Source organism: Streptomyces sp. DH37, assembly GCF_029813835.1.
Lineage (GTDB): Bacteria > Actinomycetota > Actinomycetes > Streptomycetales > Streptomycetaceae > Streptomyces.
In genome coordinates, this window is the sequence record NZ_JARVKV010000048.1 from 36,059 (window position 1) to 52,511 (window position 16,453).

15 protein-coding genes are annotated in these 16,453 nt (G+C 75.4%); 6 read left to right on the plus strand and 9 right to left on the minus strand.

Annotation, left to right across the window (positions count from 1 at the left end):
- Window positions 1-57: 57 nt before the first annotated feature.
- Window positions 58-1,479 carry a hypothetical protein gene (locus QC029_RS21575; protein ID WP_279557384.1) on the plus strand — a complete coding sequence of 474 codons (1,422 nt, stop codon included), beginning with the start codon at window positions 58-60 and terminating at the stop codon, window positions 1,477-1,479.
- A 90-nt stretch (window positions 1,480-1,569) separates the two neighbouring features.
- Here the strand turns inward: QC029_RS21575 and QC029_RS21580 are convergent, their stop codons facing one another.
- A complete protein-coding gene (locus tag QC029_RS21580) occupies window positions 1,570-2,412 on the minus strand; it encodes a class I SAM-dependent methyltransferase (RefSeq protein ID WP_279557385.1) in 843 nt (280 codons plus the stop codon).
- A gap of 288 nt (window positions 2,413-2,700) precedes the next feature.
- Here QC029_RS21580 and QC029_RS21585 point away from each other — a divergent pair, with 288 nt between their 5' ends.
- The 3 genes from QC029_RS21585 to QC029_RS21595 all read left to right on the plus strand — a co-directional run bounded on the left by QC029_RS21585 (window position 2,701) and on the right by QC029_RS21595 (window position 5,910).
- Window positions 2,701-3,777, plus strand: a complete 1,077-nt coding sequence (locus tag QC029_RS21585; RefSeq protein WP_279557386.1) for a tetratricopeptide repeat protein — start codon at window positions 2,701-2,703, stop codon at window positions 3,775-3,777.
- A gap of 26 nt (window positions 3,778-3,803) precedes the next feature.
- On the plus strand, window positions 3,804-4,859 hold the full coding sequence (locus QC029_RS21590) for a polyprenyl synthetase family protein (protein WP_279557387.1): 1,056 nt from the start codon (window positions 3,804-3,806) through the stop codon (window positions 4,857-4,859).
- Between the two features lie 259 nt (window positions 4,860-5,118).
- A complete protein-coding gene (locus tag QC029_RS21595; RefSeq protein WP_279557388.1) occupies window positions 5,119-5,910 on the plus strand; it encodes an SDR family NAD(P)-dependent oxidoreductase in 792 nt (263 codons plus the stop codon).
- A gap of 202 nt (window positions 5,911-6,112) precedes the next feature.
- Here the strand turns inward: QC029_RS21595 and QC029_RS21600 are convergent, their stop codons facing one another.
- Together QC029_RS21600 and QC029_RS21605 are read right to left on the minus strand one after the other, a co-directional pair.
- The gene (locus QC029_RS21600) at window positions 6,113-6,559 is read right to left on the minus strand and encodes a DUF421 domain-containing protein (RefSeq protein ID WP_279557389.1); all 447 of its coding nucleotides are present in this window, start codon (window positions 6,557-6,559) and stop codon (window positions 6,113-6,115) included.
- Between the two features lie 12 nt (window positions 6,560-6,571).
- Window positions 6,572-7,072 carry a GspH/FimT family protein gene (locus tag QC029_RS21605; protein WP_279557390.1) on the minus strand — a complete coding sequence of 167 codons (501 nt, stop codon included), beginning with the start codon at window positions 7,070-7,072 and terminating at the stop codon, window positions 6,572-6,574.
- Window positions 7,073-7,447: 375 nt separating this feature from the next.
- Between QC029_RS21605 and QC029_RS21610 the strand changes: the two genes are divergently transcribed.
- Window positions 7,448-7,990 carry an MOSC domain-containing protein gene (locus QC029_RS21610; RefSeq protein WP_279557391.1) on the plus strand — a complete coding sequence of 181 codons (543 nt, stop codon included), beginning with the start codon at window positions 7,448-7,450 and terminating at the stop codon, window positions 7,988-7,990.
- Window positions 7,991-8,253: 263 nt separating this feature from the next.
- Here QC029_RS21610 and mnmA read toward each other — a convergent pair whose 3' ends face one another.
- Window positions 8,254-9,399 (minus strand): tRNA 2-thiouridine(34) synthase MnmA, encoded by a 1,146-nt coding sequence (gene mnmA / locus QC029_RS21615; protein WP_279557392.1) that lies wholly within the window; start codon window positions 9,397-9,399, stop codon window positions 8,254-8,256.
- 113 nt (window positions 9,400-9,512) lie between these two features.
- Between mnmA and QC029_RS21620 the strand changes: the two genes are divergently transcribed.
- Window positions 9,513-10,202 (plus strand): N-acetylmuramoyl-L-alanine amidase, encoded by a 690-nt coding sequence (locus QC029_RS21620; protein WP_279557399.1) that lies wholly within the window; start codon window positions 9,513-9,515, stop codon window positions 10,200-10,202.
- A gap of 60 nt (window positions 10,203-10,262) precedes the next feature.
- On the opposite strand, the gene QC029_RS21625 is transcribed toward QC029_RS21620, so the two are convergent.
- From QC029_RS21625 to QC029_RS21645, 5 genes are all read right to left on the minus strand, one after another.
- Window positions 10,263-12,554, minus strand: a complete 2,292-nt coding sequence (locus tag QC029_RS21625) for an excinuclease ABC subunit UvrA (RefSeq protein WP_279557393.1) — start codon at window positions 12,552-12,554, stop codon at window positions 10,263-10,265.
- A gap of 199 nt (window positions 12,555-12,753) precedes the next feature.
- Window positions 12,754-13,923, minus strand: coding sequence for a cysteine desulfurase family protein (locus tag QC029_RS21630; protein WP_279557394.1), 1,170 nt, complete (start codon window positions 13,921-13,923; stop codon window positions 12,754-12,756).
- Between the two features lie 133 nt (window positions 13,924-14,056).
- Window positions 14,057-14,533, minus strand: a complete 477-nt coding sequence (locus QC029_RS21635; RefSeq protein WP_279557395.1) for a Dps family protein — start codon at window positions 14,531-14,533, stop codon at window positions 14,057-14,059.
- Window positions 14,534-14,830: 297 nt separating this feature from the next.
- Window positions 14,831-15,664 (minus strand): thioesterase family protein, encoded by an 834-nt coding sequence (locus QC029_RS21640; RefSeq protein WP_279557396.1) that lies wholly within the window; start codon window positions 15,662-15,664, stop codon window positions 14,831-14,833.
- A 58-nt stretch (window positions 15,665-15,722) separates the two neighbouring features.
- The gene (locus tag QC029_RS21645; RefSeq protein ID WP_279557397.1) at window positions 15,723-16,388 is read right to left on the minus strand and encodes a trimeric intracellular cation channel family protein; all 666 of its coding nucleotides are present in this window, start codon (window positions 16,386-16,388) and stop codon (window positions 15,723-15,725) included.
- Window positions 16,389-16,453 lie beyond the last annotated feature (65 nt).

The following is a 16,453-nucleotide window of genomic DNA, read 5'->3' on the forward strand; positions in this document are numbered from 1 at the left end:
GCGGGACGGACGGAACGCACGGGACGGACGGAACACGCTGAACACGAGGAGACGGCCATGGCGGCTCCGCACCCCAGCCGGGTGCTCATCGACCAGACGACACTGTGCGAGGCGGCGAGACTGCTCGACGGCACCGCCACCCCCCTGCCCCCGCCCCCGCCCCTCGGCCGGCTCGGCGGCAGGCCGCCGGGCACGGCCGAGCGCCTGGTCCACCTGTCGACGCTGCTCGACGCCCTGCTGCTGTACGACGAGATCCACGTGCTCGACGCGCACCTCCCGGCCGACGCGGAGGGGCTGGCCCTGCGGCGCGTGCTGCTCGACCGCCGTGTCCTGCGGCACGTGGACACGCGTCCCCTCGCGGAGGGCGTCTCGCAGGAGCTCACCGGCTTCCTGCGCGATGCCGGCGCCTCCCGGGAACCGGCGGGCCCGGGCCGCCGCCACCGCCACGCGTCCGCCGAGGAGGTGGGCGACGGCGTTCGCCGGCTGCTGGAACACCGGCCCCCGGAAGGGGAGCACGAGGACCTGGTCCAGGCCCTGCACGGCGACGTCGAGGGCGACATGGCCCACTGGTGGATCGGCGAGCGGGCCGCCGAACTGCGCGCCGACCCCCTGCGCACGCTCGGCGCGCAGACGCTCCGCTACATCGGCTACTGGAGCAGCGGCGCGATCGGCGGCGGCGTCTCGCACCTGCGCACCTTCGTCTACTGGCGGGCCTCCGCCCGTCTGCGCGTGCCGTTCCTGCCCTCCCTGCACCGCCTGCCCGTCTACCACCTCATGACCGAGCACGTGCGCCGCACCGTCCAGGACCGCGTCTACGAGGCCGTCGCCGACGCCTTCCGCGCGACCGTCGAGGAGGTCTACGAGGAGGAGGAACCCCTCCCGCTGTACCTGCCGCCCGCGCTCGCCCTCTTCCTCGACCACCTGCGCTCGCACGGCGACATCGCCGCCGCCGTGGACGACCTGCGCCGGCGGTACCGGGGACTGCGCCGGTCCCTGGCCGGGCTCCAGCAGGGCCTCGACGCCGGTTCGACGCTGGGAGAGGTCCGGGCCGCCCGCCGCCGCCTCGCCGCGGCCCTGGAGGCGCTGCGCGCCGAGATCGGGCCGGACGACCGGGCCGGGGCCCCGGACTCGGTCGACCGGCTCGTCGACATCGTGCCCGGTGTGCTCAAGGCGGCCGCCAACCCCCTGGACGTGGGCGGCTACGCCGACGCCCTGCTGGCCCGCCCCGCCGACCGGATCCGTTCGTGGTGGCTGCGCCGTCCCGTGCGCGCCGCGCTCCGGCTGAGCACCCGGCTGGAGGACCTCGGCCGGTACGACCGCCTCCTGGAGGAGGCGACGGGCCACCGCTGCGGCGCGGACGAGGTGGAGGAGCTGCGCGCCGGGTACGGAGCGGCCCTGCGCCTGTACGGCGGCGACGGCCGGCTCCCGGCCGCGTCCCCGCTCGCGGCGGCGGAGGCGCCGGAACAGGACCCGGCCTGAACCCGGCCCCGGGCCCGGTTCGGCGCGCCCGCCGCGGCCTCCCCCCTCACGGATGCGTCACGGCCCCGTCATGGCACTGCCACCGCTCCGTCACGGCGCGGGCGCGCCGGCCCTCCCGTCCGCCGCCGCCCGGTCCCCCGCCGGGTGGGTGACGCGGATCTTGGACTGGCCGTGCGGGCGGCGCTCCCAGTCGTCCATGAGGCGCGCCCGGAGGCCGTGCCGGGCGGCGAGGCCGGTCAGCGTCTCGGTCCGGTAGTAGAAGTCCTCGCGCAGCACGTGGTGTTCGCGGCCCTCGGTGCGGTCGAAGGTGAAGTCGAAGAAGCCGCCCGGTGCGAGGATCCGCCCCACGCTGGCCAGGCACTGGTCGATGACGTGCAGCGGCGAGTGGGAGAACACGCTGTGGGCGTGGACGACCGTGAAGTGCCCCTCGGGCAGGAAGTCGAAGGTCAGGTCGTCGGCGATCGCCAGGTACGGCAGCTTGGCCTGGAGTCCGTAGCGCACGAGGGTCCGCTTGGCCTCGATGAGGATGTCGGGCGATATGTCGATGCCGTAGTAGTGGCCCGGCTCCAGGTGGTCGATGAACAGCCGGCCCGCCCGCAGGTTGCCGCAGCCGATCTCCAGCATCCGGTCGTCCGGCCGCAGACCGTGTTCGAGCAGGTAGTCGAACTGCATCTGCCCGATGGCCAGCCAGCGCTCGGGGGACGGCCTGCCGCCGACCGCCGCCTCCGGGCTGCGCGCGGCGTCGGAGGCCATCACGGCCCGGTAGTAGGCGATGTGGTCGCGGTGCCTGGCCCGCAGCCAGGCGTCCCGGGCGGCCCGGCGCAGGTGGGCGGGTACGCGCTCGGGGTGGCCGATCGCGTAGCGCACCTTGTGGGCGAGGGCCGCGCGGTTCCGGGAGAGCCTGGAGTCGGTGGGGGTCTCGGTGGTTCCCATGGACACCTCCGTGTCGCTCGGGTGGCGAACCGGTGGCGCCAGTATCCACCGGACGCCCCGCACGCGCACCGCGCGCGGCCGGCGCTCAACCCGCCGGGCCCCGTGCGCGTCCCGGTCCGTACGGGGTGACCTGCGCGGCGTCCCCGAAGCCGGGGATTCCGGCGACGGATCCACCGCGCTATACACACCGTGTATACACTCGACTTATACGCACCGCGTATACACACATGGCATACAGCCGTCGGGGCAGGGCGCTCGAACCCGTCCGGCGGCGGGAGGGAAGGCACCATGTACGGCAAGGCGTTCGCCCCCGAGTACCAGGGCGCCCTGGCCGCGCTGTCGGTGAACTCGTCCCTGGAGGACGTGCTGGCGGCGGGCACCGAGCGGCTGAGGGCCGCGCAGCGGGAGGGCTCGGCCGCCGAGGCGGCGCGCTCGGGACTGGCGGTCGCCGAGGCGCACCGCAGGCTGGGCAACACGGCCGAGGCCGATCGCGCCTGGAAGGCGAGCTACCGCACCGCCCGCGGGGCCGGGGACGCCTCCGCCATGGCCTGGGCGCTGTGGAGCGGCGGCACCCTGGCCCGGCAGCGCGGCGCCCTGGCCCTCGCCCGGCGCCTCCTCGCCCTGGCGGCCGAACTCGGCGGGCGGAGCGGGGACGTCGTGGTGCGCGGCTACTCGCTGGCGGGCCTGGCGGAGACCGGCCGCATCCAGGGCGACTACGAGGCCGTGGGCGCGTTGCACGAGCAGCTCCTGGCCGAGGCCCGCAGACGGGGCGAGGCGCGGCACACGGTGTGGGCGCTGGAGGGCATCGCGCAGATGCACCGCAACAACGGCTCCTACGACTCGGCGTACGCGATGTTCGCCGAGGCGGCGGAGATAGCCTCCGGGGCCGACGACCGGCGGGGGCGCGCCTGGGCCCTGCGCGGCATGGCCGACGTCGTCTCCGCGCGCGACGGGGACACCGGCCGCGCCCTGGAGCTGCTGGACGAGGCGGAGGCGGCCTGCCGGGAGATGAGCCTGTCCGGCGCGCTGGCCTACAACCACAAGATGCGCGGCAACGTCCTGTACCGCGCCGCCCGCTACGCCGAGGCCCGCGACCTGTACCGGCTGGCCCTGGCGGAGTTCCGCGAGATGGACGAGCCGCGCGGCACCGCGCTCGCGCGGCTGGGACTGGTCAAGTCCCTGGCCCGGCTGGGCCGCGACCGCGCGCGGACGGCCGCCGACCTGGCCGGGCTCGCCCGCGACCTGGAGCGGATCGGGCTGCGGCACTCCCGGCGCATGGTGCTGGCCGCCCACGAGGAGCTGGGCATCGAGGCTCCCCCTGGCATCGAGGCTCCCCGGGCCGCGGCGCCGGAGGCCGGGCAGTGACGGCGGCGGTCCCGGCGGTCCCCCCGGTGGCTCCCGCGGCCCCGGACGCCCGGGCCGTCCTGGAGCGCTGCCGGCGGCTGGTCGCGCCCGCGCTGGCGGCCGCCGTGGACCGGCTGCACCCCTGGCCCGCGGAGATGGCCGCCTACTCCCTGGGCTGGTGCGGGATGGGCGGCGCGCCCGCCGCCGGCGCCCCGGGCAAGGGGCTGCGCCCGGCGCTGGCCGTGCTCGGGGCCGAGGCCGCGGGCGCGCCGGGCGAGGCGGGCTCGGCGGGCGCGGTGGCGGTGGAGCTGGTGCACACCTTCTCCCTGCTGCACGACGACGTCATGGACGGCGACGCGGTCCGGCGGGGCCGTCCCGCGGTGTGGAAGGCGTACGGCACCGGCCCCGCGGTGCTGGCGGGCGACGCGCTGTTCGCCCTCGCGGTGGAGACGCTGGCGGGCGCGCCCGGCGCACGCGGGCCGGCCGCGGTCGGGCGGCTGGCCGCCGCCCTGACCGACCTGGTGCGCGGCCAGTCCGACGACCTGCTGTTCGAGTCGCGCCCGTGGCGGGGCCCCGGCGCGGTGCCGCCCGGCGAGTACCGGGCGATGGCCGAGCGCAAGACGGGATCCCTGCTGGGCGCCGCCCTCGCGCTGGGGGCGCTGCTCGCCGGGGCGCCCGAGGGGACCGTGGCCGCCCTGGACCGGGCGGGACGGCGCCTGGGCACCGCCTTCCAGATCACGGACGACGTCCTGGGCGTCTGGGGCGACCCCCTGGTCACGGGCAAGCCCGTCCACGCCGACCTGCTGCGGCGCAAGAAGACCCTGCCGGTGCTGGCCGCCCTGAGCACCGCCGGGGACGCTCCGGGCGGACCGGCCGCCCGCCGTCTCGCCGGTCTCCTGGAGACCCCGGGCGCCCTGGGGCCCGGCGGCGCCCGCCGGGCGGCGGAGCTGGCCGAGGAGGCGGGCGGCCGCACGGCCGCGCTGGCCGAGGCCCGCCGTCTCGCCGCCGAGGCGCACGCCTGCCTGGAGTCGGTTCCGCTGGCGCCGCGCCCGCTGGACGAGCTGCGGGCCCTGTCGGCCCTCCTGCTGGACCGCACGGCGTGACCCGCACGGTGCGGCCCCGCCCCCGTCCCCCGTGCGGCCCCGGCCGCTCCCGTCCCGCCCCGTCCTCCGTCCCGCCGCGTCCTCCGTGCGGCCCCGGTCCCGTGTTCGGCCGTATCCGGCTGTGTCGGCCGTGTCCGGTTCCGGTCTTGGCCGCCGTGCCCCGCCGCCCCCACCATCGGATCCGGCGGCCCGCCCGGGCCCCCGCCGGCCCCGGTCGGCACGGCACCGCCACGGGCCCCGGCCCGGAGGGGAGGGGCAGGTGGACCTGCGGCTCAGCGGCAGACGGGCACTGGTGACCGGTGCGAGCAGCGGACTCGGTGCGGAGATCGCCAGGGTGCTGGCCGCCGAGGGGGCCTCGGTCGTCGTCCACGGACGGGACCGCGGCAGGGCCTCGGCGGTGGCGGAGTCCATCCGCGACAGCGGCGGCGACGCCGTCACCGCGATCGGCGACCTGGGTACGGACGCCGGCGCCGACGCGGTCGGAGCCGCGGTCGCCGCGAGCGGTCCCCCCGTCGACGTCCTCGTCAACAACGCCGGCGTCTACGACGTCACGCTGGGCTGGGACACGACCCCGCCCGACGTGTGGGCCGAGACCTACAACACCAACGTCCTCTCCGGGGTGCGCATGATCCGGCGCTTCGTCCCCGGCATGCGGGAGCGCGGCTGGGGACGGGTGATCCAGATCAGCAGCGTCGTCGGCGCGCTGCCCCCCGCGGGCTACCCCCACTACGCCGCGGCCAGCGCCGCCCGGAACAACCTCGCCAGGTCCCTCGCGCACGAGCTGAGGCACACCGGCGTGACGTCGAACGCGATCGCCGCGGGCGGTTTCGTCACCCCTCCCGTGGAGGAGATGCTGCTGGACGCGGGCAGACGGTTCGGCTGGGGGGAGACCCTGGAGGAGGTCGAGCCGAAGGCCGTCGCCGCCTTCGGCCCCAACGACACCGGCCGGCTCGGTCGCCCCCGCGAGTGCGCCGACCTGGTGGCGTTCCTGGCGGGCTCGGGCGCGGACTACCTCAACGGCGCGGTCCTGCCGCTCGACGGCGGCTGGTAGCCACGCCCCCGCCGGCGCGGTGCGGGCGGCGTCCGGCCGGTCTCCGCGAAGGGGTTCGGCCGGCCGTGCGCGAGCGGCAGGGCGCCGGGCCCGGCGGGGCGCGCGTGCGGGAAGTGGGTGTCCTGCCCGCCGAGCCCGGCCGTGAACCGCGGGAAGCCGTCGGCCGCGGCTCCAGACCTCACCCGTCGTCCCCCCGGCGGTGCTATCCCCGCCGGGGGACGACGGTGATGCCGCCGGACTTCTCCAGCACCGCGTACGCGATCTGGTCCAGGCGCTCCAGTCCCTGGCTCTGCCGCGCGGCCTGGAGGATGTCGGACTCGGTGATGTGCAGCCGGTCCGTCCGGTGCCGGAGCACCCGCCCGTTCTCCAGGACGACCACCGGAACGCTGTCGGTGATCCGGTCGAAGGCGGGGAAGCGGAAGCCGAGGTAGTCGGCGAGCCGGTCGGCGCCGATCAGGGTGGTGATCACCAGGGCGGCGGTGGTCAGGGAGAAGTCGTCCCCCAGCAGCGCCTGCTGGGTGGCCTCGCTGATCACCAGCAGCAGGACCAGGTCGAAGGTGGTGACGTTCGCCAGGGTCCGCTTCCCCGCGGCCCGCATCAGCAGCATCAGCACCAGGTAGATGACGAGGGCGCGCAGCACCGTGTCCACGGCGGGCTCCTTCTAGGGGTAGACGAACTGGTCGAAGCCGACGCGGGGGCCGCCGTCGCCGACGGTGACCGTGCCCGGGTGCGGGCCGATGGCGTCGGGGCGGTAGGAGATCCGTACGGTCGGCGGGGCCGGGTCGGCGAGGAAGGTCAGCCGCAGTCCGTCCGGGCCGCTGCTCCAGGTGTCCGGCTCGGGGATCACCCGGCCGATGTCGGCTCCGTCGACCCAGTCGGAGGAGAGGGTCAGCACCACCTGCCCCTCCCGGACGGCCGCGGCGCCGGTGGCGACCTCCAGTTCGGTGCGGGCGGTGTGGCGGGTCAGGCGCGGGTAGTCGACCGTCACCGCGCCCGAGGCGTCCGACGCGCTGACCGAGCGGAAGACCCCCAGGCCCCCGAAGAGGCCGAGCAGGGCGGCGAGGAGGATCAGGGCCATCACCGCCCAGCCGACCCGTTCGAACGCCCACTCCTTGCGCTGGAAACCTTCCGCCTCCTGGATCTGCAGCCCGTCCGAGCCCATGCGCCACCTCCCTCGACACCCTTCCTGCTCCTCCGCTTCCTGTTCCTCCGCCGCGGGAGGCGGAGGGAGGAGGACCGCCGATTCCCTCCTTCGATACCGCCCGGGCATCCGTCCGGGTGAGCCGGGCGGGAGCGCACGGTGCCGCCGTCGCGGCGGGGCCGGGCAGCGTGGCTGAGCACCGTGGCCGGGCAGCGGGGTCGGGCAGCGTGGCCGGGCGCCCGGTCGACGGCATCGCGGAGGCGGCGGCGCGGGCCCTGCGCGCCGCCGGTGGACCGGAGTAGGCTCCCGGCGGGGACCTCTTCGTCGGGCGGTTCGTCGGACGGGTCGTCGGGCGGGTCGTCGGACGGACGGGACGCGTGAGGAGGGGGCCGCTCGATGGGCGGAACGGTGACCGCGGTCAGCAGCAACGGGCAGTACTCGTTCAGCAAGCCGAACCGGGAGAGCGTCACCCTGCTCGCCGGGCTCGGGGTCGAGGGGGACGTGCACGCCGGGGAGACGGTCAGGCACCGCTCCCGCGTCGCCCAGGACCCCACCCGGCCGAACCTGCGCCAGGTCCACCTGATCCACGAGGAGCTGTTCGCCGAGGTCGGCGAGGCGGGCTTCGACGTGGGGCCGGGCGAGCTCGGCGAGAACATCACCACCCGCGGCGTCGATCTGCTCGGCCTGCCCGTCGGCACGCTGCTGCGCCTCGGCGGCGAGGCGGTCGTGGAGCTGACCGGTCTGCGCAACCCGTGCCGCCAGATCGACGCCTTCCGGCAGGGGCTGCTGAAGCGGGTCGTGGGCCGCGACGAGGACGGCAACGTCGTGCGCAGGGCCGGGGTCATGGGCGTCGTCAGGACGGGTGGTGTGGTGCGTCCCGGCGACGCGGTCGGGGTCGAGCTGCCGGACGGCCCGCACCGCCCGCTGGACCGCGTCTGACCCCCGCCCGGCCGGATCGTCCGGCCGGGCCGCTCGTCCCGTCCGGCGTCGGGTCAGGACGCGGGTGGTGGTGCCGCCGTCCTCGGCGGCGTCGCGCACGTGCGTGAGGCCGGTCCGCCCGAACGGGGCCCGGCCCCCGGCCCCGGAGGAGGCGGCCCGGCGCCCGCGGCCGGCGGGAGAGCCGGGCGCCCTGGAACAGCGCGGCGAAGCCCTCCCGCCGCCACGGGCACCGGCCGCGGCCGGCGGTCGCGCTCCGGAACGCGTCAGCCCCGGACGGCCGCCGCCCCGCGGCGCTCGGTGGCGGCGATGGTGGCCGAGCCGACCACGCGGGTGCCGTCGTAGAGGACGATCGCCTGGCCCGGGGCGACGCCGCGCACCGGCTCGGTGAAGGTCACGCGCAGCTCGCCGTCCACCGGCTCGGCGGTGACCGGCGTCTCGCCGCCGTGGGCGCGCAGCTGGGCGGTGTACGTGCCCGGCCCGGCGGGCGGGGCGCCGCACCAGCGGGGGCGGACGGCGGTCAGGGCGACCACGTCCAGGGCGGCGGCCGGGCCGACGGTGACGGTGTTGTCCACCGGGGAGATGTCCAGGACGTAGCGCGGCTTGCCGTCGGGGGCCGGGTGGCCGATGCGCAGGCCCTTGCGCTGGCCGACGGTGAAGCCGTACGCGCCGGAGTGGGTGCCGAGCTTCCTGCCGTCCTCGTCGACGATGTCGCCCTCGGCGGTGCCCAGGTGCCGGGCGAGGAAGCCCTGGGTGTCGCCGTCGGCGATGAAGCAGATGTCGTGGCTGTCGGGCTTCTTCGCCACCGCCAGCCCCCGGCGCTCGGCCTCGGCGCGGATCTCCTCCTTGGTGGTGGCGGTGTCGCCGAGGGGGAACATGGCGTGGGCGAGCTGCCGCTCGTCCAGCACGCCGAGCACGTAGCTCTGGTCCTTGGCCATGTCGGCGGCGCGGTGCAGCTCGCGGCCGCCGTCCTCGCGGACGACGACGGTGGCGTAGTGGCCGGTGCACACCGCGTCGAAGCCCAGCGCCAGGGCCTTGTCCAGCAGCGCCGCGAACTTGATCTTCTCGTTGCAGCGCAGGCACGGGTTGGGGGTGCGGCCCGCCTCGTACTCGGCGATGAAGTCCTCCACCACGTCCTGGCGGAAGCGCTCGGCCAGGTCCCACACGTAGAAGGGGATGCCGATGACGTCGGCGGCGCGGCGTGCGTCGCGGGAGTCCTCGATCGTGCAGCAGCCGCGGGCGCCGGTGCGGAAGGACTGCGGGTTCGCCGAGAGGGCGAGGTGGACGCCGGTGACGTCGTGTCCGGCCTCCACCGCGCGGGCGGCGGCGACGGCGGAGTCCACGCCGCCGGACATGGCGGCGAGGACGCGGAGGCGGGGAGCGGGGCTGGGCGCACCGGTCGTGTCAGTCATAGCGCTCCCCAGGGTACGGGTCCGCGCGCGGCCGCACGGAACCCGCGTGGAACCCGCACGGAACCGTACGGGTGTTCCCGGGCGTTGTGCGGGCTGTGAGCGAGAGAGATGCCCTGGAGGACCGCCGTGCGGGCCGGGCGGGCCGTGCGGACCGTGCGGGCCGGCCCGCGGTCGGCCGCCGCGCCCTGCTGGTCGGCGGCGCGGCGGCGGGACTGGGCGCGCTGGGCTGGGCGGCCCGCGACGACCTGTCCCGGATGTGGTGGCGGACGCCGGGCGTGGACCGGCCGCGCACGGAGGGCGAGGTGGACCATCCGGGCGCGGAGTGGCTGCCGGCCTCCGAGGCGAACTGGCGGCGGGCCGACCGGCCCTACGACTTCACCATCGACCGGGTGGTGGTCCACGTCATCCAGGGCTCCTACGCGGTGGCCCTGAAGGTCTTCCAGGACCCGTCCCACCGGGCCGCGACCCACTACGTGGTGCGCACCTCCGACGGGAAGGTGACGCAGATGGTGCGGGAGCTGGACGTGGCGTACCACGCGGGGAACCGCGCGTACAACGAGCGCAGCGTCGGCATCGAGCACGAGGGCTTCGTGGACCGCGCGGAGACCATCACCGACGCCACCTACCGGGCGTCGGCGGCGCTGACCGCCGGGATATGCGACCGGTACGGCCTGCCCCGGGACCGCGAGCACATCGTCGGCCACGTCGAGGTGCCCGGCGCCGACCACACCGACCCCGGGCCGCACTGGGACTGGGACCGGTACCTGCGGATGGTCCGGGACGTGCCGGTCCGCGAGGCGTGAGCGGGGATCCCGCCGGTCCCCCCGGGCGGGGCCGGCCGGATCCGCCGTCCGCGCGGCCGGCTACGCGCCGCCCACGTACTCGCGCAGGTGCCGGGCGGTCAGGGTGTCGGCCTTGGCGACGAGCTCGGCCGGGGTGCCGGTGAAGACGATCCGGCCGCCGTCGTGGCCGCCGCCCGGGCCGAGGTCGATCAGCCAGTCGGCGCGGGCCATCACGGCCTGGTGGTGCTCGATGGCGATGACGGTGTTGCCCTCGTCCACCAGCCGGTCCAGCAGGGCCAGCAACTGGTCCACGTCCGCCAGGTGGAGTCCGGTGGTCGGCTCGTCCAGCACGTAGACCGCGCCCTTCTCCGCCATGTGGATGGCCAGCTTCAGGCGCTGCCGCTCGCCTCCGGAGAGGGTGCTCAGGGGCTGGCCCAGGCTCAGGTACTCCAGCCCCACGTCGACGAGCCGGCCCAGGACGGCGTGCGCCTGGCCGGAGGGGAAGAAGGCGTGGGCCTCGGCCACCGACATGGCCAGGACCTCGCTGATGTCCTTGCCGCGCAGCGTGTGGGCGAGCACCTCGGGGGTGAAGCGCTTCCCCTCGCACTGCTCGCAGACCGAGGCCACCCCGGCCATCATGGCGAGGTCGGTGTAGACCAGGCCGATGCCGTTGCAGTTCGGGCAGGCTCCCTCGGAGTTCGCGCTGAACAACGCCGCCCTGACCCCGTTGGCCTTGGCGAAGGCGGTGCGGATGTGGTTCAGCAGGCCGGTGTACGTGGCCGGGTTGCTGCGGCGCGAGCCGCGGATCGGCGACTGGTCGGCGACGACGACGCCCTCCCGGCCGGGCAGCGCGCCGTGGATCAGCGAGCTCTTGCCCGAGCCGGCGACGCCGGTGACCACCGTCAGCACGCCCAGCGGGATGTCGACGTCCACGTCCTTGAGGTTGTGCTGCCGCGCGCCCCTGATGGGCAGGTGCCCGGTCGGAGTGCGCACGTCCTCGCGCAGCCGGACCCGGTGCTCCAGGTACCGCCCGGTCAGGGTGGACGAGGCGCGCAGCCCGGCCACGTCGCCGCTGTAGCCGATCTCGCCGCCGGCCGACCCGGCCCCCGGGCCCAGGTCGACGACGTGGTCGGCGATGGCGATGACCTCGGGCTTGTGCTCGACGACCAGGACCGTGTTGCCCTTGTCCCGCAGGCGCAGCAGCAGGCCGTTCATCCGCTGGATGTCGTGCGGGTGGAGTCCGGTGGTGGGCTCGTCGAAGACGTAGGTGACGTCGGTGAGGCTGGAGCCGAGGTGCCGGACCATCTTCACCCGCTGGGCCTCGCCGCCGGAGAGGCTGCCGGAGGTGCGGTCCAGGCTCAGGTACCCCAGGCCGATCTCGACCAGCGAGTCCAGCAGCTGCCGCAGGCCGGCCAGCAGGGGCGCCACCGACGCGTCGTCGATGCCCCCGACGAACCGGGCCAGGTCGCTGATCTGCATCGCGGAGCACTCGGCGATGTTGACGCCGTCGATCCGCGAGGAGAGGGCCGCGGCGTTGAGGCGCGCGCCGCCGCAGGCGCGGCAGTCGGTGAAGACCACCGCCTGGTCGGTGAAGGCCCGGATGTGGGGCTGCATCGACTCGCGGTCCTTGGAGAGGTAGGTGCGCCGGATCTTGGTCACCAGGCCCTCGTAGGTGATCGCCCCGCCATCGGTCTTGATCTTGGTGGCGGGCTTGTGGAGGAGGTCCTCCCACTGGGCGGGGGTGAAGTCCTTCAGCGGGGTGTCGGGGTCGAAGAGGCCGGAGCCCGTGACGACCTTCCAGAACCACGAGCCCACGGTGAACCCGGGGGCGGTGATCGCCCCGTCGTTCAGGGAGCGCTCCCGGTCCACGACCTGGTCGACGTCGATGTCCGAGACCCTGCCGACGCCCTCGCACTGCGGGCACATGCCCTCGGGGCTGTTGAAGCTGAAGGCGCTCGACGTCCCGACGTGCGGGGTGCCGAGCCTGCTGTAGACGATCCGCAGCATGGTGTGGGCGTCGGTGGCGGTGCCCACCGTGGAACGGGAGTTGGCGCCCATCCGCTCCTGGTCGACGACGATGGCGGCGCTCAGGTTGTGCAGTCCGTCGACGTCGGGGCGGCCCAGGCTCGGCATGAACGACTGGACGAAGGCGGTGTACGTCTCGTTGATCAGGCGCTGCGACTCCGCGGCGATGGTGCCGAAGACGAGCGAGGACTTGCCGGAGCCGGAGACGCCGGTGAAGACCGTCAGACGGCGCTTGGGGATGTCCAGCGAGACGTTCCGGAGGTTGTTCTCCCTGGCCCCGCGGACCTGGATCACGGCATGGCTGTCGGCGGCGTGCGGCGGTCGGGGGCTGGAGTGGTCGGTGGGCATCCGGTCTTCCCTTGCTGCGAGTCGCGGCGGTTGTCGTTCCCGCGGCCGGCCGGGCGGTCTGCGAGCGGGCAGGCAGGAAACTGCGTACAGCGTACTCGTGCGGTCGCCGGCGCGAGGTGGATTCCGGCCAGGCTCGCAGAGGGGGCCGGAGCCGGGCTGGTGCCGGACTCGAGCCCGGCCGCGGCGGTACCGGCCGGCGCTACGACAGCCCGGCGCCGCGGGCCCGCTCCACGGCCGGGCCGATGGCCGCCGCCACCGCGTCCACGTCCGCCTTGGTGGAGGTGTGGCCGAGGGAGAAGCGCAGGGTGCCCCGGGCCAGGTCCGGGTCGGCGCCCGTGGCCAGCAGGACGTGACTGGGCTGGGCGACGCCGGCGGTGCAGGCCGATCCGGTGGAGCACTCGATGCCCTGGGCGTCCAGCAGGAGCAGCAGCGAGTCGCCCTCGCAGCCGGGGAAGGAGAAGTGGGCGTTGGCGGGCAGCCGCCCGGCCGGGTCGGGGTCGCCGCCCAGGACCGCGTCCGGCACGGCCTCGGTCACGGCCGCCACCAGTGCGTCCCGCAGCGCGCCGATCTCGCGGGCGAACTCCTCGCGCCGCTCGGCCGCCAGCCGCGCGGCGACCGCGAAGGCGGCGACGGCGGGCACGTCGAGGGTCCCGGAGCGCACGTCGCGCTCCTGGCCGCCGCCGTGCAGCAGCGGCGTGGGGGCCCACTCGCGGCCCAGCAGCAGCGCGCCGACGCCGTAGGGGCCGCCGATCTTGTGGCCGCTGACCGTCAGCGCGGCCAGCCCCGAGGCGGCGAAGTCCACCGGGACCTGGCCGACGGCCTGGACGGCGTCCGCGTGCATCGGTATGCCGAACTCACCGGCCACGGCGGCCAGTTCGGCCGTGGGCTGGAGGGTGCCGATCTCGTTGTTGGCCCACATCACGGTGATCAGGGCCACGTCGCCGGGCTCCCGCTCGACCGCCTCGCGCAGCGCGTCGGGGTGCACCCGTCCGTGGGAGTCGACCGGCAGCCACTCGACGCGGGCGCCCTCGTGGTCGGCGAGCCAGTGGACGGCGTCGAGGACGGCGTGGTGCTCGACCGGGCTGGCCAGTACGCGGGTGCGGGCGGGGTCGGCCGCGCGCCTCGCCCAGTACAGGCCCTTGACGGCGAGGTTGTCCGCCTCGGTGCCGCCGGAGGTGAGGACCACCTCGCTCGGCCGGGCGCCCAGGGCGGCCGCGAGGGCCTCGCGCCCCTCCTCCACGGTGCGCCGGGCCCGCCGTCCGGCCGCGTGGAGCGAGGAGGCGTTGCCGGCGAGGCCGAGCTGGGCGGTCATCGCCTGCACCGCCTCCGGGAGCATGGGGGTGGTGGCGGCGTGGTCGAGGTAGGCCATGGTTCCCCGATTCTACGAGCCGCCCGTACCGGAACGGGAGCGAGGACCGGCCAGCCGGCCGGTCCTCACGGAGGGGCGCCGCCCGCGGAACCGGAACGGAGCCGCGGGGCGCGGGCCGGGCGCTCCGCCGGCCTCAGTCGACCTTGTGCTCGGCCTGGAACATCCAGTGGTGCTTCTCCAGCTCGGCGATGATGTCGATGAAGATGTCCTGGGTCACCGGGTCCGGCTCCTCGGTGGCCGCCATGCGCTCGCGCATCCGGTTCACCACGGCGCCCAGGGCGCCGACCATGACCTGGACGGCCTTGTCGTCCTTGTGCCAGCCGCTGTCCACACCGGAGATGCCGGTGCCGGAGGCGACGGAGGAGGCGCGGCCGTCGGGGGCCAGCCCCAGGGCCGCGGCGCGCTCGGCGACGGTGTCGGAGTAGGTGCGCGCGGTCTCCACGACCTCGTCGAGCTGGAGGTGGATGGAGCGGAAACGCGGCCCGATCACGGTCCAGTGGATCTGCTTGGCGACCAGCGACAGGTCCACCAGGTCGACCAGCGCGCCCTGCAGCGCCTCGCCGACGACCTTGAGGTCCTGGTCGGGCAGTGTGCTCTTCACGGCGTACATCCGTTGACCACCTTCGCTTCTCTTGCCGGGTTCTTCACATCTGAGTTGATTTACTGGATTTATCCCTTTCCAGGCTACCCGCGCAGGGCTTCGCCACTCATGCGCCGCCCGGACCGCCCGGCCCGCGTCACGGCGCGTTTGCGCCGGTCACGGCGGGTGCCGCGGCGCGTCGGCGACGGTGTACGCGTTCCCGCCCGCGCCCGGCGCATGCGGACGCGGCCCCGGACCGGACGGTCCGGGGCCGCGGGGTGCGCCGCGAGCGCGTGACGGGTGCGCGACGGGCGCCCGACGGGGGTCTCAGTCCAGCGGGGCGCGGGCGAGCTGGCGGGACTGGGCGACCAGGCGGTCCTGGCTGTCCCAGACCTCCGCGTCCTCCTCCAGGAAGCCGCCGGCCAGGTTGCGGGTGCCGACCGCCACCCGCACCGGGCCCGGGGCCGGGCGCCGGCGGATGTGGGCGGTGAGTTCCACGGTCGGCACCCAGCCCGACAGACCCAGCTCGAAGGCGGTGGGCGGCAGGGCGTCCACCGCCAGCAGCAGGGAGAGCGGGTCGGGATCGCGGCCGTCGGCGAGGCCGAACCAGCCGCGCATCTCACCGCGCCCGCTGGGCGCGCCGACGGCCCAGCCGACGGTGGCCGGGTCCAGGCGCAGGTCGAGCTGGTGGGTGATGGGCGGGACGGCGGCCGGGTCCATGCCGTCCTTCGCTCCGAGGCAGTGCTCGTACGGCGGGAGCTGCGGCGGCTTGGCACTGGTGCGGACGTCGTCGGAGAGCGCGTCCAGGTCCCCGTAGCACGCCAGCACGCGGATGCGCTCGACCTCGCGCCCTTCCTCGTCCGTCTGGACGAGCGAGGCGGCCCCGGTGGACAGGGTGCGGCCGGTGCGCACGACGGTGGTGCGTACGGTCGCCGGGCCGGGCCGGGAGGCGGTGAGGTAGTGCGCGGTGATGGTGAAGGGGTCGGGGTGCGGCAGTGCGTCGCCGAGGGCGCGGCCGAGCAGGGCGAGGAGGTAGCCGCCGTTGACGGCGTGCCCGATGGTCCACTGGGCGGAGAGGTCGGCGCCGTAGACGCCCTCCCCCTGTGCGGTGACGGCCGTGTCGCGATCGAACGCGCTGGTACCGGTGGTTGCCTCGGTCATGGCAATACACGGTACAGGTTTTTATTACCGGCTAGTAGCCAGGTGGCGGCGGACCCCCTCACGCCTCCTCGCCGCTCTCCTGGGCCCGCTGGCTGCGGCGGTGCCAGGCCCTCGGCGCGCGCCAGTTGTAGCGCAGGGCCAGCAGCCGCAGGACGAAGGCCAGGGCCGCCGCCGCGCCGCTGGTCACCCCGTTCAGCTCGCCGGCCTTGATCAGCAGGGCCACCGCCGTCGCCCCGACCACGGCCGGCACGGCGTAGACCTCGCGGTCCCAGCGCAGCAGCGAGGGCACCTCGTTGGCCAGGACGTCGCGCAGCACGCCGCCGCCCGCCGCCGTGGCCAGCCCCATGACGACCGAGGCGGTCAGGCCCAGCCCGTACGCGTGCGCCTTGACCGTGCCGGTGACGCAGAACAGGCCCAGCCCCGCCGCGTCGAAGACCATCACCGCCCGGTTGATCCGCTCCACCTGCGGGTGGAGGAAGAAGACCAGCGCCGTGGCGGCCAGCGGGGTCAGCAGATAGCCGAGGTCGGTGAAGGCGGCCGGGGGCACCGCCCCGATCACCAGGTCCCGGAAGAGCCCGCCGCCCAGCCCGGTGACCTCGGCGAGCAGCGCCATGCCGACGACGTCGAAGTTCTTGCGGACGGCGAGCAGCGCGCCGGAGACGGCGAAGACGAAGATCCCGGCCAGGTCGAGCCAGTGCTGGACGGAGGGGGTGAACAGATCCACCCCCCGGTTGTAACAGGCGCCGCGAAAGCCCCGCCGCCCGCCTCCCGCCCGTGCGGGCGGAGAGG